This is a genomic window from Nocardia sputi (assembly GCF_023501985.1).
Genome location: NZ_JAMFLC010000018.1, coordinates 113,906 through 131,824, shown reverse-complemented (window position 1 = coordinate 131,824; position 17,919 = coordinate 113,906). Strand labels below are relative to the sequence as shown.

Here is a 17,919-nt window from a genome sequence, read left to right as displayed (position 1 = left end):
GGTGACTTGCATATAACTGGGTACGTGGAGGCAGACCCCGACCTGTTCAAGGCCATCGGCGACGCGACGCGACGCATCATCCTGGACGAGCTGACCGACAAGGACGGTCAGACGCTGTTCGAGATCTGCGGTCGGCTGACCATGAAGCACGGCCTGGCCTCCTCGCGCCAAGCCATCTCGCAGCACCTCGCGGTGCTCGAACAGGCCGGCCTGGTGCACACCCGGCGGCAGGGCCGGTACAAGTTCCACCACATCGACACGAGCCCGCTGCGCTCGATCGTCGAGCGGTGGCCCATCGACCGAGAGGAACCAAACCCGTGATCCGCATCAACATCACCAGCGTGTTCGTCGACGACCAAGCCAAGGCGCTTGCCTTCTACACCGAGAAGCTGGGGTTCATCAAGAAGACCGACGTGCCCGCGGGCGAGGCCCGCTGGCTCACCGTGGTCTCCCCCGCCGACCCGGACGGCGTGGAGCTGCTGCTGGAGCCGGACGGCCATCCCGCGGCAGGCCCGTTCAAGAAGGCACTGGTCACCGACGGCATCCCGTTCACGCAGTTCGCCGTCGAGGACGTGTACGCCGAGGTCGAGCGGCTCAAAGGGGTGGGCGTCGAATTCACGCAGGACGCGACGGATTTGGGACCGGTGGTCACAGCCGTCTTCGACGACACCTGCGGCAACCTGATCCAGATCGCCGCCATGAAGTAGTCGGTCGCCATCGGACCAGTTGGTTCGACGCCGCCTGCGCGTGCCGGTGAGCGACGCCAGCCGAGCCCATCCCGCACCCGACACCGGGGCGCGGGCGGAAGGCCGATCTCAGCCGGGAAGAACGGGTATCGCGTTCGCGCCCAGACCGGGGACCTCACGCCAGTAGGGCTGGCCCTGCCCCGGAGCTGTGGTCAGCTCGAGCACCGCGCGCGAGTCGGCGACGTACTGATGATCGGCGCTTGCGCTCACCGAGCGCACCGGCGCCGTCAGATTCTGCGAGGTCAGCGGGGTGGGTTCGGAGCCGTCGACCGACACGGTGCTCACCGGGTCGACATTGCCCTCGCGGGCGATGATGATCGTGTCGGCGTCCAGCCAGTCCACCGACACCGCGGCCGTGCTGAGGTCGACGGCCACGGGCAGCGCCGAAGTCAGGGTCAGCTTCCCGTCCGGCTGCGGTACCACCACCGCGACGTACACCTTGCCGTTGGCGATCATCGCGGCCCGTACCCCGGACCGGGAGATCCGGAGTTCGGTGATCGGCAGCCGGGGCGCGGTGGCCGAGGAGGCGGCCGTCAACGCCGAGATGTCGACGTTCTGCACCGACACGTTGCCGGTGCCCCGATCGGTGACCGCGCGGATGACCCGCGCCCCGTCGACCACCGCCCATGCGGCGCTGCCGTCGGAAGTCCACGAAGGCCGGGTGACGGTGACGCCCTCGGCCACCGGAAAAGCGTTGCCCCCGTAAGTCCCGACCATCAAGGTGTTCGATGGCTCTCCCGAGGGACGTCCCGCCTGCGCCACGGCGGCGACGAGCTGACCGTCCGGCGACAGCGTCGCCGACTGGAGGTTGCTCACCCCGCCGAAGTAGCCGGGTGCGGGGGTGATGCCGCCGTTGCCCGCGATCTGCACCAGCCCGCCGCCGCGCAACGCGTGCAGTCCGGCCTGGTTGCGCGCGGCGGCAGCCGGATTGAACTGCTGTACGTCGGCCACGTTCCATCCGTCCGCGGCGAACCGCTCGTCCAACGGCTTGCCGTCGGCGAGCAGTTGGTAGGGCCCGAGGATGTCGGCGCTGGACAAGGTGAGCACCACCTGTGCGGCCAGTAGTTCGCGCTCGCGCGGATTCAGCACAGACGCTCCCGCGAAGTCGATCCTGACGCCACCGAGCCCGATGCCGACGCCGTCGGGGTCGCCGTTGGCCTTGGTGATCGTCCCGCGCAGCGCGATCGGCGGCGTCAGCTCATTGCGCAGGACCGATGCCAGCGCGGGCTGCGGCCCTTCGATCAGCGAGCTGAGCAGCCGCTGGGTCAGCTGCGCCTTCGGCACCGAGAACCAGCGCAGATCCGGCACGGCGGTATTGCCGCCGGGATCGATGAAGTACAGCGCGTAGCGGCGGTAGGACTTGAAGAACGCGGTGGAGTCCATGACCACGCCGTCGGGCAATTCGTCGATGCGCCACTCGCCGTCGACCTTGGTCAGCTCGATCTTGTTCTCGACGATGGGGATATCGTCGCTGGGCCGATACCCGCCATCGGCGGACAGCTCGCCTACCTTGCGCGCGCGGATCAAGTAGTTGGCTTTGTCACCCGAGCGCGATTCCCGCAGGGTGTCCGGCTTCTCGAGGATGACGGTGCCCGCCGCGTCGTCCCACTGGGTGGAGGCCGCGGGGGTCATGTACTGCCGGGCGGCGAGATGCCGGTTCGCCGGATCGGCGGTGGCCTGGAGGAAGTCACGCAGCAGCAGATCGGGATCGCGGTTGGCGACCGGTGGCGGCGGCCCCTCGGTGGTCGGCTCCCGGTTGATGGTGCCCAGCGCCTCCGGCGCGGAGGATTCGGGCAGGCTGGCGCACGCGGTGAGCGGCACCACGACCGCAAGGACCGCCGCCGACAGCACGGTCAGTCGCGGCATTCGCCCGGACCCGACACGCATTCTCATGACTGTACGTCCCCCGATTCGCGCGACTCGCCGCCCCCGGTCTGCGCCGACTCGGACGCTCGCGATCCGTTCGCTCCCGACGCATGCGCTTCCTCTGTCGAGGCGCCGTCCGTCGGCGTCGTGCCATCGGCCACTTCGTGCGAATCATCGCCGCTCGGCTCCGAGCCCGGCGCTGATGTCGCCTCGGATTCGTGGGCGGGCTCGGCGGCGTCCTTGTGCGCCGGCGTGGCTTCGGACGCCGTGACCTCGTCTCGCACCGGTGTCGTACCGATGCCTTCCGCGTCCACGGCTTCCGCCCTGTCGCCGCCCGGTTCGAAGCCGTCTTGTCCGGCCGCCCGCTCCAGCACTTCGCGCCCCTCCGCGGCGGCCATATCCGGTCCGGACTCGGCGGGCAGCTCCGGCTCGACCACGCGCAACGATTTGCGCCCCGGTTCCAGCGGCAGCGGGCTCGGCCCGAGCTTCTTGCCGCGCACCAGCGGCAGCGTCAGGCGGAAGCTGGCGCCGATCCCGACCTCACCCCAGGCTTCGAGCCTGCCTTCGTGCAGGTTCGCGTCCTCCACGCTGATCGACAGACCGAGGCCGGTGCCGCCGGAGCGGCGCATACGGGACGGATCCGAGCGCCAGAACCGGTTGAAGACCAGCTTCTCCTCGCCGGGCCGCAGGCCGATCCCCTGGTCCCGCACGACGACGGCGACGGCGTTGGCCTCGACGTCGCCGCGCATCCGGATCAGCACCGGCTTGCCCTCGCTGTGGTCGATCGCGTTGGCGAGCAGATTACGCAGCACGCGCTCCACGCGGCGCGGATCGACCTCGGCGACCAGCGGCTCGTCGGGCATGTCGCTGATCACCTCGACACCGGCGTCCTTGGCCAGGTGCCGCACGGTCGAGATCGCGGCCCGCGCGCACATCCGCACGTCCAACGATTCGACTTGCAGTTCGGCGACGCCCGCGTCGTGCCTGCTGATCTCCAGCAGGTCGTTGAGCAGGCCTTCGAACCGGTCCAGCTCGTTGACCAGCAATTCGGCGCTGCGGGCCAGGGCGGGATCGAGGTCGTCGCTGCTGCCGTGGATGAGGTCGGCGGCCATGCGCACGGTGGTGAGCGGGGTACGCAACTCGTGGCTGACATCGGAGGTGAACCGGCGCTGCAGATTGCCGAATTCCTCCAACTGGGTGATCTGGTTGGACAGGCTCTCGGCCATCTCGTTGAACGCCTGGGCCAGCCGGGCCATGTCGTCCTCACCGCGCACCAGCATGCGTTCCTTGAGCCTGCCGTCGGCGAACCGGCCCGCGATCCGGGCCGCGGAGCGAATCGGCAGGACCACCTGCCTGGTGACCAGCGCGGTGATCGCGGCCAGCAACACCAGCAGCACGATGCCGCCGACCAGCATGGTGCCGCGCATCAGCGACAGGCTGCGCTCCTCGTTGGCCAGCGGGAAGATCAGGTAGGTCTCCAGGGTGGGGATCTCCGCGCTCGGACTGCCGATGATCAGCGCGCGACCGCGGTATCCATCCGCGTCGCCGACCGTGGCGAACTGGTAGCTGACCTGGTTGCGCTGCACGAACCGCCGCAGTTCGTCGGGCACCTCCTGGATCGGGCCGGAGGCGATCTGCTGCGGCGGCATCCCGCCGATGACGCTCAGCGCCGAATCGAAACTTCCTGCCGCGCCGGTGGACCGGCCGGTGCCGCCGCGGTTGGACAGCGCGTTGCGCGCCTCTTCCAGTCGCTGCGGCTGGGCGCCGATGTCGTGCACACCGGCCAGCTGGCTCTCCACCGTGTTGCGCGCCCGCTCCATCTCCTCGACCGCGGCGTTGATCTTGGCGTCCAACAGCCGGTCGGTGATCTGGCTGGTCAGCACCACGCCGAGGATCGTGATGACGATCAGCGACAGCGTCAGCGTCGACACGATGACGCGCAATTGCAGCGAGCGGCGCCAGAGGTGACCTAAGGCAATGCCGACCGCTTGGAACCAGGCCACCACCGGAACCAGCGATCGTTCCAGACGCGCGAAGACGCCATGGATCACGGCGGTCCGGCCTTGTAACCCACACCGCGGACGGTCAGCACGATCTCCGGGTTCTCGGGATCCTTCTCCACTTTCGCCCGCAACCGCTGCACGTGCACGTTCACCAGGCGGGTGTCGGCGGCGTGCCGGTAGCCCCAGACCTGCTCGAGCAGGACCTCACGGGTGAACACCTGGCGCGGCTTGCGGGCCAGGGCGACGAGCAGGTCGAACTCCAGGGGCGTCAGGGAAATCTGCGCGCCACCGCGGCTGACCTTGTGCGCGGGCACATCGATCACGATATCGGCGATCGACAGCAGCTCGGCGGGCTCCTCCTCGGTGCGGCGCAGCCGGGCCCGCACGCGAGCCACGAGCTCCTTCGGTTTGAAGGGCTTGACGATGTAATCGTCGGCGCCCGATTCCAGACCCAGCACGACGTCGACCGTGTCGGTCTTCGCCGTGAGCATCACGATCGGGACCCCGGAATCGGCCCGCAGCACACGGCACACATCGATGCCGTTCATGCCGGGCAGCATCAGGTCCAGCAGCACCAAGTCGGGGCGGAGTTCGCGCACCGCCGCCAGGGCCTGCGTGCCGTCGCCGACCACATGCGGGTCGAACCCTTCCCCGCGCAAGACGATCGTGAGCATCTCAGCGAGTGCCATATCGTCGTCGACGACCAGAATCTTCGGCTTCATAACTACTATGTTGTCATCTCCCAGGCCAGGATCGGGCCGCCACGCCAACACTGGTGCGAACCCACGGCACAGCCAACCTTATCGACCAACGATTTCGGCGATCCGCGCGGCCAGCGTAGCCGGGCCGTCGTCGGATCGGTGTGTCCACCAGTGCCCGCGCCAGTCGCGTTCGGCCAGCTCACGGTACACGGCTCCGGTGCGGTGTTGCAGGCCGCCGTCACGCTCGTAGGCGTCGAGCGCGCGTTCGGCGTCGAGTTCGCCACGCCTGCGGGCACGCTCGGCCGCGAGCTCGGTGGGCACGTCCAGCAACACTTGCAGCGCGGGCGTCGGCAGGGCGAATCTGCCGAATTCCAATTCGCCCACCCAGTCCACGATTTCGCCGTCGGCCGACTGCCCGAGCCGGGCGGCCGAGTAGGCGGCGTTGGAGGCGACGTAGCGGTCCAGAAGCAGGACGTCGTTGTCGGCCAACAGCTTCGACAGCTCGTCGGCGGCGCCCGCGCGGTCCAGCGCGAACAACAGCGCCATGCCGTTGACCGACTCGGCGAGGTCGCCGTGCGCGCCGCGCAGCGCCTCGGCGGCCAGGTCGGCGTGCACCGAGACGCGGTAGCGCGGGAAAGCCGTCGTCGCGACGCGCAGCCCACGGTCACGCAGATCGGCGACGACTCGATCGATCAGCGTCCGCTTGCCCGCGCCGTCGAGGCCCTCGACCGCTATCAGCACTCCCATGACCAGGGAGAATACTCCGCCTCCTGCCCCGCGCTCACACCGGCTGACCAGCGCGGATACCGCGCCTGCCGCCGGGTGCGCGGACGACGTGCCCGAAGGGCCGCGGTCCCGCCCGCGAACGGCGGCGGGACACGCGGCCGTGCGCTCAGTAGCGGTAGTGGTCGGGCTTGAACGGGCCCTCGACGTCGACGCCGATGTACTCGGCCTGGTCCTTGGTGAGCTTGGTCAGCTCGCCGCCGAGCGCTTCGACGTGGATGCGGGCCACCTTCTCGTCCAGGTGCTTCGGCAGCCGGTAGACCTCGTTGTCGTATTCCTCCGGCTTGGTCCACAGCTCGATCTGCGCGATCACCTGGTTGGAGAAGCTGTTCGACATCACGAAGGACGGATGGCCGGTCGCGTTGCCGAGGTTGAGCAGCCGCCCCTCCGACAGCACCAGGATCGAGCGGCCGCTCTCCTTGAACGTCCACAGGTCGACCTGCGGCTTGATGTTCAATTTCGTTGCACCGGAACGCTCCAGCGCGGCCATGTCGATCTCGTTGTCGAAATGACCGATGTTGCCGAGGATGGCCTGGTCCTTCATCGCCTTCATGTGATCGAGGGTGATGATGTCCTTGTTGCCGGTCGCGGTGATGACGATGTCGGCATCGCCGATCGCCTTCTCCACAGTCACCACGTCGTAGCCGTCCATCAGCGCCTGCAGCGCGTTGATCGGGTCGATCTCGGTGACCTGCACCCGGGCGCCCTGTCCGGCAAGCGATTCCGCGCAGCCCTTGCCGACATCGCCGTAGCCGCAGATCAATATCTTCTTGCCGCCGATCAGCACGTCGGTGCCGCGGTTGATGCCGTCGATCAGCGAGTGCCGGGTGCCGTACTTGTTGTCGAACTTGCTCTTGGTGACCGAGTCGTTGACGTTGATCGCGGGGAACACCAGCTCGCCCGCCGCGGCGAACTGGTAGAGCCGCAACACGCCGGTGGTGGTCTCCTCGGTGACGCCGCGGACCGATTCGGCGATCCTGCTCCACTTGCCCCGGTCGGTCTCGAACCGCTCACGCAGCAGGTTCAGGAACACCTTGTACTCGGCCGAGTGGTCCTCGTCCTCCGGCGGCACCACGCCCGCCTTCTCGAACTGCGCGCCGCGCAGCACGAGCATGGTGGCGTCCCCGCCGTCGTCGAGGATCATGTTGGCCGGCTCGCCCGGCCAGGTGAGCATCTGCTCGGCGGCCCACCAGTACTCCTCCAGGGTCTCGCCCTTCCAGGCGAACACCGGGGTGCCCTGGGGCTCGTCGACGGTGCCGTGCGGGCCGACGACCACGGCGGCGGCCGCGTGGTCCTGGGTGGAGAAGATGTTGCACGAGGCCCAGCGGACCTCGGCGCCGAGGCTGGTCAGGGTCTCGATCAGCACCGCGGTCTGCACGGTCATGTGCAGCGAGCCGGAGATGCGCGCGCCCTGCAACGGCCGCACCTCGGCGTACTCGCGGCGCAGCGCCATCAGACCGGGCATCTCGTGTTCGGCCAGACGGATCTCCTTGCGGCCGAAATCGGCCAGCGACAGATCCGCCACCTTGTAGTCGATGCCGTTGCGGACATCGGCGGTCAACGACGTGCGTGCGGGAAGTTCTGAGGTGGTCATCGGCCTCTCCTGGTTCGGCAAGTACCGAGGCAAGGCTAGTCGCTCCCGAACGCTTTCAGGCGGTCACCCCGCGGGCCGCCAGGATGCGCCGCCGCTTGCGCGGTTGGATGTTCGCCAGTGTGAGGTCGCCGCCGTAGTGGGCGAGCACGCGCCCGTCCATCACCCGGCGCCACAACGGCGGGATGGCCGCGATCACGATCATGGCGGCGTAGCCCGCGGGCAGTTGCGGAGCCTGATCCGAGCTGCGCAGCGTCTGGTAGCGGCGGCCCGGGTTGGCGTGGTGATCGCTATGGCGCTGCAGGTGGAACAGGAAGATGTTGGTGACCAGATGGTCGCTGTTCCAGCTGTCGCGCGGCGAGCAGCGGGCGTACGTGCCGTTCGGGCGGCGCGCCCGCAGCAGTCCGTAGTGCTCGACGTAGTTCACCGTCTCCAGCAGGCCGATACCGATGACGGCTTGCAGCAGCAGCCAGGGCAGCACCTGGTAACCGAACGCCGCGACCAGGGCGCCGAACAGGACGAGCGTCATCGACCAGGCTTGCAGGATGTGGTTGTGCACACTCCACCAGCCCTTGCCCTTGCGCGCGAGCCGCTCGCGCTCGAGGACGAGCGCGGAACGGAAACTCCCGGAAACGCTGCGGGGGAGGAATTCCCACAGCGACTCGCCTAGTCGGCCACTGGCCGGATCCTCCGGCGTCGCCACCCGCACATGGTGGCCGCGATTGTGCTCGACGAAGAAGTGCCCGTAGCCGGACTGGGCGAGCGCGATCTTCGCCAGCCAGCGCTCCGAACGTTCGACCCGGTGCCCGAGTTCGTGGGCGGCATTGATGCCGATACCGCTGACGAATCCGAGAGTGGCGGCCAAACCGAGCTTGTCGACCACGCTAAGTTCGTCACCGGCCCACATGCGGCTCGCGATCACCAGGCCGATCAGCAGGACCGGGAGCATCAGGTAGGTGCACCACCGGTAGTACCGGTCGTTGGACAGCAGCTCGTAATCCTCGTCCCTCGGATTGGTACCGTCCACGCCGATCGCCCAGTCCAGCACCGGGATGACGATCAGCACAATGATCGGCCCGATCCACCAGAAGACCTCGGCGCCGGTGTGCAGCACCAGCTGCGACGGCAGCAAGGCGGACGAAGGCGCGAGCAAGCCGAGAACCCACAGATGGCGTTTGGGATCAGGTGATCCCACTGGTTTGCCAACCGTTTGCACTTTTGCCCCACTCAAAGAAGACCCGAACACCGTCGCATGAGAATACTCGGCGACTTGGTGTCCGTTACACCCCTGCGGTCGGTTGAGATGTGATCGCTATCAGAAGCCGGGCAGTCTGTTTTCAATGTGCTACAGGTACGCCGGGTCGCGAATCGGTTGCCCGCACGAGCTCAGCTCTGCACTCGTTGGGCGAGGATCGCTTCGACGTAGGGACTCAGCAGGGCGCTCAACTCCGCGGGCGCGTCTCGGCCGGGGCCGGGCGGAGTGGGGATGTAGCTGAGCGCGATTCGCACCAGCGCGTGCGCGATCACGTCCGATTCCGCGGGCGACGCCGCCACCCAGCTGTGCTGGAAGGCGCGCGACAGCCGCTCGGTCGCGTGCTCGAGCAACGGCCCGGCGTCGAGGGTGATCAGGCGCAGCAGATCCAGCTTCACCTCGCCCGCGACCAGCGACTGCACCAGCGGGTCGGACGCGGCGTCGAAGAAGAAGTTGGCCACCCCGTCGCGGAAGGCCGCGCGGACGTCGCCGACGTTGCCGTTGATCGCGGCGTCGACGTGGTCGACCAGGAAGTCGGCCAGGCGCAGGGCGTAGGCCTGGGTGAGTCCGCTGCGCGAGCCGAATTCGTTGTACAGCGTCTGCCTGCTCACGCCGGCCCTGGCCGCGACGTCACCGAGCGTGATCTTGGACCAGTCACGCTCGGTGAGCAGTTCGCGCATCGCGTCCAGGACCGACGTCCGCAGCAGTTCCCGCGCGGCCTCCTGGTAGGGAATCCTGGTTCCGTTGCGCGGCATACCCGCGACACTGTCACGGGCGCCTGCCGCAGTCAAAATCTCACGACCGTTCGATTTCGATCATGTAGAAGTCCGCCTTGGCGGCGCCACAGTCCGGGCAGGTCCAGTCGTCGGGGATGTCGTCCCAGCGGGTCCCCGGCGCGATGCCGTCCTCCGGCCAGCCCTCGGCCTCGTCGTATTCGAAGCCGCACTGGATGCATTGATACAGCTTGTACTCCGTCATTTTCCAGCTCCCATCGGCTCGAAATCGATCTTTTCCCGTACGCCGCAGTCCGGGCAGCACCAGTCGTCCGGCACCGTCTCCCACGACGTGCCCGGCGGGAAACCCTCGTGCGGCGCCCCTTTCGCCTCGTCGAAGACGTAGTCGCAGACGGGGCAGCGATACGCGCTCACGCTGTGCCCTTCGCGGCCTGAGCGGAGCCGTAGCGCGCCAGCACCTTCTCTCGCTTCGCCGGATCGATGTTCGCGCGGGTGATGTCGCCGTCGTAGTGCGCGAGCACCCGTTTGTCCATGACGCGGCGCCACAGCGGGGGGAAATACGCGAGCAGGATCATGCTGGCGTAGCCACTGGGCAGGTTCGGCGCGCCGTCCCAGCTGCGCAACGTCTGGTAACGCCGGGTCGGGTAGGCGTGGTGATCACTGTGCCGCTGCAGGTGGTACAGGAAGATGTTGGTGACGATGTGGTCGCTGTTCCAGCTGTGCACCGGCGCGGGCCGCTCGTACCGCCCGCTCGCGGTGCGCTGCCGCACCAGGCCGTAGTGCTCCAGGTAGTTGACCGCCTCGAGCAAGCTGAAGCCGACCACGGCCTGCAGAACCAGGTACGGCAGCAACTCGACGCCGAACACCGCGACCAATCCCGCGAACAGCACCGCTGACATCAGCCACGCACTGAGCACTTCGTTGCGCAGGTTCCACGGTTTCTTGCCGAGCCGGTCCAGCCGAGCCTTCTCCAGCTTCCAGGACGACTTCAGGCTGCCCCACACCGTGCGTGGCCAGAAGGCCCAGAACGTCTCCCCCACCCGAGAACTGGCCGGATCCTCGGGCGTCGCGACGCGCACGTGGTGGCCGCGGTTGTGCTCGATGTAGAAGTGCCCGTAGAAGGACTGGGCCAGCGCGATGCGCGACAGCCAGCGCTCCAGGTCGACTTTCTTGTGGCCGAGCTCGTGCGCGGTGTTGATGCCGATGCCGCCGATCATGCCGACGGTGATCGCCAGCCCGATCTTGTCCACCACGTGCAGCCCGCCGTCGAAGCCGAGCCAGCTCACCTCGTCGGCGGTGATGAGATAGGCCGCGATCATCAGGGTTGCGTACTGGAACGGCAGGTACAGGTAGGTGAGGTAGCGGTAGTACTTGTCGTTCTCCAGGTACTCCATCACCTCGTCGGGCGGGTTGTCGCCGTCCGGGCCGAAGAAGACGTCCGCGATCGGGATCAGCACGTAGACCAGGATCGGCCCGAGCCAGAACGGCACCTGCGCGAGGCCGTGCCAGCCGAGTTCGTTCAACGCCCAGATCAGCGGCAACCCGATGGTGAACAGACCGGTCGGGGCGAACAACCCCCACAGCCACATATAACGCTTGCGGTCCCGCCAAGCCGGCACCTCGACCGGCTGCGCGGGCATGTCGGCGTACGTCGACATCGTCGTCTCCATTCCGAACGGCACGCCAGATGTGACGCGCATTACCTCAATGATGGACGATATAGCGCTCTTTGTCGCTTGTCTATACAAATAACCTAATTTGTAAAGACCCCGGGAATCGAACGAGGAAAGCCCCGGCCGGATGTGGCATCCGGCCGGGGCTCGGCCTCGGCAAGGGTCAGCGAACCGGTTGACTCAACGCAGCAGAACGTCGGCGTCTGCGGGCAGATCGTCCACCGGCCACCAGCGCAGGTCGGTGGATTCGTGACTGCGCACCGGGATCGCGCCCACGGGAGCGGTGATGCGGAACAGGAGGTCCAGGTGCCTGGTGGGCACGCCGAGCGAACAGGTGATGGGATGCGCCTGCGCGCCGTAGAGCCCCGGTAGCAGCCGCAGGTCCGCGATGCCGGACTCCTCGATCGCTTCGCGCAACGCGGCGCCCGCGACCGTGTCGTCCCGCTCTTCGCAATGGCCGCCGAGCTGGATCCAGCGGCCGACGCGCGGATGCAAGGTGAGCAGCACCTCGCGTCCGTCGTGGGAGAAGACGACCGCGGAGGCGGTGATGTGCCCCGGCGCGTGCTCGCGCAGACAGCCACGCGGGGCCGAACCGAGGAAGGCGAGCATCGCCTCGCGCAGTGATCGCTCGGGATCGGTGGCCGGACACCACGTTTCGAGCAACTCGGTGGCCGAAGCGCGCAACGACTCCGCGCTCACCGGCGACCCGCCCGGACGGCGGCGGCGCTCGGTCCGCTCACAGCTCGACCAGCCCGGAGCCCGCGCCTGCCTGCTGCCGCGGGGTCAGCTCCTCGAGCGGATGGCCGATGGCGACGGCGCCCAGCGGGCTCCAGTCCTCGGCCAGGCCGAGCACGTCGCGGGTGACCTCAGGGGCGAAGATCGTCGACCCGATCCAGCAGCTGCCGATGCCCTCGGTGGCCAGGGCGACCAGCAGACCCTGTACGGCGGCGCCCACCGCGACGGTGAACATCGTGCGCTCGTGGGCTCGCCTGCGCTCGTCCGGATAGTCGTGCGCACCGTCCGGCACGCAGAACGGAATGATCACCTCGGGCGCGTCGAACAGGATGCGCCCGCGCGCGATCCGGCGCTCGATCCGTTCCGGCGGGAGGCCGTCGGCGGTCAGATCCGCGCGCCACTTCTGCGCCATCGCTTCCAGCAGCCGAGCGCGCAGATCCCGTTTGCGCAGCCACACGAACCGCACGGGGCGCGTGTGGTGTGGAGCGGGCGCGGTCAGCGCAACCGAGACCGCCGAGCGGATGCGTTCCGGGTCGACCGGCGCGTCGGAGAACTGGCGGATCGAACGACGCAGGAGGATCGCCTCCTTGCGGCCGCGCTCGATCGCCTCCGCGGTGCCCAGCCAGAACAGGTCATCGGTGCCGCCGCGGAGCAGATCGGCGGCCCCGGAGCCGTCGTCGGCGATCGGCAGCCCGCGCACGACGGCGACCGGGACGCCGCCGAGCTTGCCCTTGACCAGGTCCGCGGCGGCGGCCAGCTCGTCGGCCACGGCCACCTGGGTGACGAACAACTCGTTGCCCTGGCCGTCGACCGCACCCGCGTAGTCGTGCAGCACCCGCAAGCCCGCGGCGCCGATCGCCGCGTCGATCTGCCCGTTGCGCCAAGCCCGGCCCATCGTGTCGGTGACGACCACCGCGACCGTCACGCCCAAGCGTTCGGCGAGCGCGGCGCGCAGCGCCTTGGCGCTGGCATCCGGGTCGGTGGGCAGCAGGACGAGCTCGCCTCGCTCGACGTTCGAGCCGTCGACACCGGAGGCAGCCTGCACGATCCCGAGTTTGTTCTCGGTGATCAAGGTGCGGCCTTTACGGGCGAGCACCCGCACCGCCTCCTGATCGATGAGCCTGCGCCGGGCGGCGTCGCGCTCCTCGGGGTCCAGCGGCGCTTCCACGATGCGCCCCTCGACCTTGGCGACGATCTTGCTGGTGACCACGAGCACGTCACCGTCGGCCAGCCACGGCGCGCACCGCGCGATGTGCTCGGCGAGGTCGTCGCCCGGGCGGAATTCGGGCAGCCCGGTGACGGGCAGGATGCGCAGCTCGTCGGCCGCGTGATCGGTCGGTGTGGTCACAGGGCGACTCCGGCGAGATCCAGCGCCTGACGCACCATTTCGGCGGTGGTCGGCGGATCGGTCATCAGCAAGGGCACGCTACGCACTTCCACCCCGGGCACGTCGGCGGTGTCGGTGCTGTGGATCAGCCAGCCATCCAGGATGCCGGTGGCCGAGCGGGCGCCGTAGTACCGGCCGATCGCCTCGGCCGTGGTCTCCACTCCGATCACCGACAGGCACTCGTCGGCCATACCGCGCAGCGGCTTGCCGTCGATCACGCCGGAAACGCCGATCACCTTGGCCGCGGTGGTGCGCAGCGCGCCGCGGATTCCGGGCACGGCCAGGATGGCGCCGATGCTCACAACGGGGTTCGACGGCGCGAGGAGAACCACATCGGCGGATTCTATGAGATCGATCACATTTGGCGCCGGTTTGGCTTCATCGGCGCCAATTGTGGCGAATCCGTGGGTGTCGATGTTCGCCCGGTAGCGAACCCACCACTCTTGAAAATGGATCGCGCGCCGTTCGCCAGGGTTGTCCGGATCGGTCACAACGACATGCGTTTCACAGCGATCGTCGGTTGCCGGGATCAGTTTCACGCCCGGCTGCCACCGGTTGCACAGCGCCTCGGTGACCGCCGAGAGCCGGTACCCGGCACGCAACATTTCGGTGCGGATCAGATGCGTGGCGATATCCCGGTCACCCAAGCCGAACCAGTCCGGCTGTGCGTGATATTTCGCGAGCTCCTCCTTGGCGTGCCAGGTTTCGCCGACCCGGCCCCACCCCCGCTCGGTATCGATTCCGCCGCCGAGGGTATACATGCAGGTATCGAGGTCGGGGCAGATCCGGAGGCCGTGCATCCACACGTCGTCACCGACGTTCACGATCGCGGAAACGTCCGCCTCGGGCAGCAGTTCCCGGACGCCCTGTAGGAAACGCGCGCCACCGACCCCGCCGACCAGCACGGCGATGCGGGGCCCGTTGGCGGGCGTGGCGTCCGCTTGTTGTCCAGTCACATCCGCACAGCCTATGCGCTGGCGTGGCGGCTCCCGTTCGCGGCAAATTTGCTGTTTATTTGCTATTGCACATCACAAGATCAGCTCGGAATGGGGCTGCGGATAGTAACGGAATAGCGACGGCGGCTTGACCATCGCCGCGTCCGGCGTGTCTAATCACAGACATGTCATTCCGGGTTCGCGCGAGAGTTCCACGCGCGAACCGCTTTTCGAACAGATGTTCGCATCGGTATGACAAGCTCGGGGACGTCCGCGGGACAACGTCGCGGGGTATGGCCGTCGGTGCGAGTGTTGGTCCGACGGAAAGAATCATTCTGCGCTAACACACAGTGAGGAGGCGGAGCGTGGCCAACGAGATGGTCTCGCCGACCGATTCCACAGCAGGCGCAGCACGTGGCGTCTGCGCAGACAACGGCGGCTGGAACGACCAAGAGGGGGGTGACGGAGTCACGGCGCCCCGGCTCAACCTGGTCGTGACCGGCTTCGACGAGATGTTCGAGTCCATCGAGGAGCAGTGGCAGGAGCGCGCACTGTGCGCGCAAACCGATCCGGAGGCGTTCTTCCCCGAGAAGGGCGGCTCCACCCGTGAGGCCAAACGGATCTGCATGGGCTGCGAGGTACGTGACGAGTGCTTGGATTACGCGCTCGCGCACGATGAGCGCTTCGGCATCTGGGGCGGCCTCTCCGAGCGGGAGCGCCGCCGCCTCAAGCGCGGCATCGGCTGACAGACCCGATAGACCTGATAGACCTGATAGACCCAGCCGTGCCCGGAGCGGCCCGCCACCAGGGCGCTCCGGGCACGCGCGACACGACCGGACAGTTCTCCACCGCCTCGATGCGGACCGCCGGAGCCGGCTGGCCTAGATTTTGTGTCATGGCACGTTCCCGTAAGCGTCGACCGCCGACCGCACGGTCGGTGATACGCCGCGGCCGCGGGGTCCGCGGGCCGATGCTGCCGCCCACCGTGCCCGCCTGGCGGACCCGAGGTCAGAAATTCGACCGGCTGGTGCTGGAGGCGTTCGCACCACTGGACACCCGCTGGCACGACCGGCTCACCAAACTCGACATCGCGGTCGACGACGTCCCGAAGATCCGTCCGCTGCACCCGGATTCGGTCACCTGGCCGGACGAGGTGGTCGCCGACGGCCCGGTTCCCCTCTCCAGGCTCATCCCGGCGGGCGTTGACCGGCACGGTGCGGCGACCCGGGCGCGGGTGGTGCTGTTCCGCAAGCCGCTCGAGCTGCGCGCCAGCGATCCCGACGATCTGGTGGATCTCCTACGCGAAGTGCTGGTCCAACAGGTCGCGACCTATCTCGGCGTCGACCCGGACGTGATCGATCCGGAAGCCGAGTAAGTCGCACCCATCCACGCGGCGGCGGTCCTCGAATGCCGTTGCGGGGCAGGACGCCGGAGAGCACGTGTAGGTCGCTCCCGGCTGGGTATCCCGCTACTCCCACTTCGCGACGAACCGTTCGCGCCGCACACGTCCCCCGGGCCTGCCCGTGGGAGACCGTTGTCCGCGCGTCCGGGTAGGTCGTCCAGAACACCGCCGGAGGCTCCGCGCACCCGGCGGCATCGCGTGCTGCCCTCGTTTCGCGACGCACGGACCGAGATTCTTCAAGCGTGTCTGTCCCCATCGGCGCGCCAGGGGGGTTACTCTCATCGGCGTGATTCCCATGCGTCGTTGCTGCCGACCAGGCTGCAAGAATCCGGCCGTCGCGACGCTCACCTATGTGTACTCGGACTCCACGGCGGTGGTCGGGCCACTCGCGACGGTCGCCGAACCGCACTCCTGGGATCTCTGCGAAACGCACGGCTCACGAATCACCGCTCCGAAGGGCTGGGAGCTGGTTCGCCACGAAGGTGGATTCTCCTCCAGCACACCGGACGACGATGATCTGACCGCGCTCGCCGAGGCGGTGCGGGAAGCCGGGCTGCGCCGCCGCCCCCCGGAGCGCGAGCAGCGCGGCTACCACGACTACGCTCCCCCGCCGCCGCGAACCACGCGAACGGGCCGCCGGGGCCATCTGCGCGTCCTGCCCGACCCACCGTCCTGATCGACCGGGACGATGTCGGACCCGTCCGGCACAACCACTAGGGTGTTGGGCATGACAGTCGCCCGCTCTGCCGAATTCGTGAACGCGGTGATCAAGGCTTACGACGTTCGCGGCGTGGTCGGTGATCAGATCGACGCGGAATTCGTCAGGGATGTCGGCGCGTCCTTCGCCCGGCTGATGCGCGCCGAGGGCGCGAGCCGGATCGTCATCGGACACGACATGCGGGACTCCTCGCCCGAGCTGTCGGCCGCCTTCGCCGACGGCGCGCTCGGCCAGGGCCTCGACGTGGTGCACATCGGCTTGGCCTCGACCGACCAGCTGTACTTCGCCTCCGGCCACCTGGACTGCCCGGGCGCCATGTTCACCGCCAGCCACAACCCGGCCCGCTACAACGGCATCAAGCTGTGCCGCGCCAAAGCCCTTCCGGTCGGGCAGGACACCGGTCTGGCCACCATCAAGAGCGAGCTGATCGAGGGCGTGCCCGTGTACGGAGGCTCGCGCGGAGCGGCGACCGAACTGGACCTGCTCGCCGAGTACGCGGACTTCTTGCGCGGGTTGGTCGATCTCGGTGGCATGCGCCCGCTCACGATCGCGGTGGACGCGGGCAACGGCATGGGCGGGCACACGGTGCCCGCGGTGCTGGGCACCCTGCCCCAGGTGACGGTCGTGCCGCTGTATTTCGAGCTGGACGGCAGCTTCCCGAACCACGAGGCCAACCCGCTCGACCCCGCGAACCTGGTGGACCTGCAGAAGCTGGTCCGCGAATCCGGCGCGGACATCGGCCTGGCCTTCGACGGCGACGCCGATCGCTGCTTCGTGGTCGACGAGCACGGCGACCCGGTGTCGCCGTCGGCGATCACCGCCCTGGTCGCCGAGCGCGAGCTGGCCAAAGAGCCGGGCGCGGTGATCATCCACAACCTGATCACCTCCCGCGCGGTGCCGGAACTGGTGCACGAGCTGGGCGGAACGCCGGTGCGCACCCGGGTCGGTCACTCGTTCATCAAGCAGGAGATGGCCGCCACCGGAGCGGTATTCGGCGGCGAGCACTCCGCGCACTACTACTTCCGCGACTTCTGGGGCGCCGACTCCGGGATGCTCGCGGCGCTGCACGTGCTGGCCGCGCTCGGCGAGAAAGACCGGCCGATGTCGGATCTGATGGCCTCGTACGCCAGTTACGCGGCCTCCGGCGAGATCAATTCCACCGTCGCCGACGCGAAGGAGCGCACGATGGCCGTGGTAGAGGCCTTCGCGGGCCGGGCGCACTCGGTGGACCGGCTGGACGGGGTGACCGTGCAGCTGGCCGACAACGCCTGGTTCAACCTGCGCGCGTCGAATACCGAGCCATTGCTACGGCTGAACGTGGAGGCCCGGTCGGCGGAGGAAGTAGACGCACTCGTGACCGAGATCCTGAGCATCGTGCGCTCCTGACTGGAAT

General features: G+C 68.2%; 19 protein-coding genes. 6 read left to right on the top strand and 13 right to left on the bottom strand.

Translation table 11 applies throughout. The features are described 5' to 3' along the window. The first annotated feature begins 24 nt into the window (after window positions 1-24). Both M8859_RS23450 and M8859_RS23445 read left to right on the top strand, forming a co-directional pair. On the top strand, window positions 25-321 hold the full coding sequence (locus M8859_RS23450; protein WP_195069503.1) for an ArsR/SmtB family transcription factor: 297 nt from the start codon (window positions 25-27) through the stop codon (window positions 319-321). Continuing rightward, window positions 321-707, top strand: a complete 387-nt coding sequence (locus tag M8859_RS23445; protein ID WP_195069577.1) for a VOC family protein — start codon at window positions 321-323, stop codon at window positions 705-707. Before M8859_RS23450 ends, M8859_RS23445 begins: the two co-directional genes overlap by 1 nt. Window positions 708-815: 108 nt before the next feature. Here M8859_RS23445 and lpqB read toward each other — a convergent pair whose 3' ends face one another. From lpqB to cofD, 13 genes are all read right to left on the bottom strand, one after another. Continuing rightward, window positions 816-2,639, bottom strand: a complete 1,824-nt coding sequence (gene lpqB / locus M8859_RS23440; protein ID WP_159920602.1) for an MtrAB system accessory lipoprotein LpqB — start codon at window positions 2,637-2,639, stop codon at window positions 816-818. Continuing rightward, the gene (gene mtrB / locus M8859_RS23435; RefSeq protein ID WP_372492934.1) at window positions 2,636-4,663 is read right to left on the bottom strand and encodes an MtrAB system histidine kinase MtrB; all 2,028 of its coding nucleotides are present in this window, start codon (window positions 4,661-4,663) and stop codon (window positions 2,636-2,638) included. Before mtrB ends, lpqB begins: the two co-directional genes overlap by 4 nt. Next, window positions 4,660-5,337 (bottom strand): MtrAB system response regulator MtrA, encoded by a 678-nt coding sequence (gene mtrA / locus M8859_RS23430; RefSeq protein ID WP_159920600.1) that lies wholly within the window; start codon window positions 5,335-5,337, stop codon window positions 4,660-4,662. The genes mtrB and mtrA overlap by 4 nt, the downstream gene beginning before the upstream one ends. Window positions 5,338-5,415: 78 nt before the next feature. Continuing rightward, window positions 5,416-6,063 (bottom strand): dTMP kinase, encoded by a 648-nt coding sequence (locus M8859_RS23425; RefSeq protein ID WP_195069504.1) that lies wholly within the window; start codon window positions 6,061-6,063, stop codon window positions 5,416-5,418. A 145-nt stretch (window positions 6,064-6,208) separates the two neighbouring features. Beyond that, on the bottom strand, window positions 6,209-7,693 hold the full coding sequence (ahcY, locus tag M8859_RS23420; RefSeq protein WP_159920596.1) for an adenosylhomocysteinase: 1,485 nt from the start codon (window positions 7,691-7,693) through the stop codon (window positions 6,209-6,211). A 55-nt stretch (window positions 7,694-7,748) separates the two neighbouring features. Continuing rightward, window positions 7,749-8,885 (bottom strand): alkane 1-monooxygenase, encoded by a 1,137-nt coding sequence (locus tag M8859_RS23415; RefSeq protein WP_223521076.1) that lies wholly within the window; start codon window positions 8,883-8,885, stop codon window positions 7,749-7,751. Window positions 8,886-9,076: 191 nt separating this feature from the next. Continuing rightward, complete coding sequence (locus M8859_RS23410) at window positions 9,077-9,697, bottom strand: TetR/AcrR family transcriptional regulator (protein ID WP_159920592.1); 621 nt, start codon at window positions 9,695-9,697, stop codon at window positions 9,077-9,079. Window positions 9,698-9,737: 40 nt separating this feature from the next. Beyond that, window positions 9,738-9,920 carry a rubredoxin gene (locus M8859_RS23405; protein WP_249644818.1) on the bottom strand — a complete coding sequence of 61 codons (183 nt, stop codon included), beginning with the start codon at window positions 9,918-9,920 and terminating at the stop codon, window positions 9,738-9,740. Continuing rightward, entirely contained in the window at window positions 9,917-10,090 is a 174-nt protein-coding gene (locus M8859_RS23400; RefSeq protein WP_159920590.1) for a rubredoxin, read from the bottom strand. Before M8859_RS23400 ends, M8859_RS23405 begins: the two co-directional genes overlap by 4 nt. Continuing rightward, complete coding sequence (locus M8859_RS23395; RefSeq protein WP_159921263.1) at window positions 10,087-11,334, bottom strand: alkane 1-monooxygenase; 1,248 nt, start codon at window positions 11,332-11,334, stop codon at window positions 10,087-10,089. The genes M8859_RS23400 and M8859_RS23395 overlap by 4 nt, the downstream gene beginning before the upstream one ends. A gap of 195 nt (window positions 11,335-11,529) precedes the next feature. After that, window positions 11,530-12,048 (bottom strand): NUDIX hydrolase, encoded by a 519-nt coding sequence (locus M8859_RS23390; protein WP_195069505.1) that lies wholly within the window; start codon window positions 12,046-12,048, stop codon window positions 11,530-11,532. A 37-nt stretch (window positions 12,049-12,085) separates the two neighbouring features. Next, window positions 12,086-13,432, bottom strand: coding sequence for a coenzyme F420-0:L-glutamate ligase (locus M8859_RS23385; protein WP_159920586.1), 1,347 nt, complete (start codon window positions 13,430-13,432; stop codon window positions 12,086-12,088). After that, a complete protein-coding gene (cofD, locus tag M8859_RS23380) occupies window positions 13,429-14,427 on the bottom strand; it encodes a 2-phospho-L-lactate transferase (protein WP_159920584.1) in 999 nt (332 codons plus the stop codon). The genes M8859_RS23385 and cofD overlap by 4 nt, the downstream gene beginning before the upstream one ends. Before the next feature lie 491 nt (window positions 14,428-14,918). On the opposite strand from cofD, the gene M8859_RS23375 reads away from it, so the two are divergent. From M8859_RS23375 to M8859_RS23360, 4 genes are all read left to right on the top strand, one after another. Further along, on the top strand, window positions 14,919-15,152 hold the full coding sequence (locus M8859_RS23375) for a WhiB family transcriptional regulator (RefSeq protein ID WP_195069580.1): 234 nt from the start codon (window positions 14,919-14,921) through the stop codon (window positions 15,150-15,152). A 149-nt stretch (window positions 15,153-15,301) separates the two neighbouring features. Next, window positions 15,302-15,781, top strand: a complete 480-nt coding sequence (locus M8859_RS23370; protein WP_167477524.1) for a metallopeptidase family protein — start codon at window positions 15,302-15,304, stop codon at window positions 15,779-15,781. A 322-nt stretch (window positions 15,782-16,103) separates the two neighbouring features. Continuing rightward, window positions 16,104-16,484, top strand: coding sequence for a DUF3499 domain-containing protein (locus M8859_RS23365; protein ID WP_159921259.1), 381 nt, complete (start codon window positions 16,104-16,106; stop codon window positions 16,482-16,484). 51 nt (window positions 16,485-16,535) lie between these two features. Further along, complete coding sequence (locus M8859_RS23360; protein WP_195069507.1) at window positions 16,536-17,912, top strand: phosphomannomutase/phosphoglucomutase; 1,377 nt, start codon at window positions 16,536-16,538, stop codon at window positions 17,910-17,912. Window positions 17,913-17,919: the final 7 nt, after the last annotated feature.

Bases quoted from the DNA above. Each gene is read 5' to 3' on its own strand.
- lpqB (WP_159920602.1), bottom strand. From the start codon at position 2,639: ATGAGAATGCGTGTCGGGTCCGGGCGAATGCCGCGACTGACCGTGCTG.
- mtrA (WP_159920600.1), bottom strand. From the start codon at position 5,337: ATGAAGCCGAAGATTCTGGTCGTCGACGACGATATGGCACTCGCTGAG.
- M8859_RS23425 (WP_195069504.1), bottom strand. From the start codon at position 6,063: ATGGGAGTGCTGATAGCGGTCGAGGGCCTCGACGGCGCGGGCAAGCGG.
- ahcY (WP_159920596.1), bottom strand. From the start codon at position 7,693: ATGACCACCTCAGAACTTCCCGCACGCACGTCGTTGACCGCCGATGTC.
- M8859_RS23410 (WP_159920592.1), bottom strand. From the start codon at position 9,697: ATGCCGCGCAACGGAACCAGGATTCCCTACCAGGAGGCCGCGCGGGAA.
- M8859_RS23405 (WP_249644818.1), bottom strand. From the start codon at position 9,920: ATGACGGAGTACAAGCTGTATCAATGCATCCAGTGCGGCTTCGAATAC.
- M8859_RS23395 (WP_159921263.1), bottom strand. From the start codon at position 11,334: ATGTCGACGTACGCCGACATGCCCGCGCAGCCGGTCGAGGTGCCGGCT.
- M8859_RS23375 (WP_195069580.1), top strand. From the start codon at position 14,919: ATGTTCGAGTCCATCGAGGAGCAGTGGCAGGAGCGCGCACTGTGCGCG.
- M8859_RS23370 (WP_167477524.1), top strand. From the start codon at position 15,302: ATGGCACGTTCCCGTAAGCGTCGACCGCCGACCGCACGGTCGGTGATA.
- M8859_RS23365 (WP_159921259.1), top strand. From the start codon at position 16,104: ATGCGTCGTTGCTGCCGACCAGGCTGCAAGAATCCGGCCGTCGCGACG.
- M8859_RS23360 (WP_195069507.1), top strand. From the start codon at position 16,536: ATGACAGTCGCCCGCTCTGCCGAATTCGTGAACGCGGTGATCAAGGCT.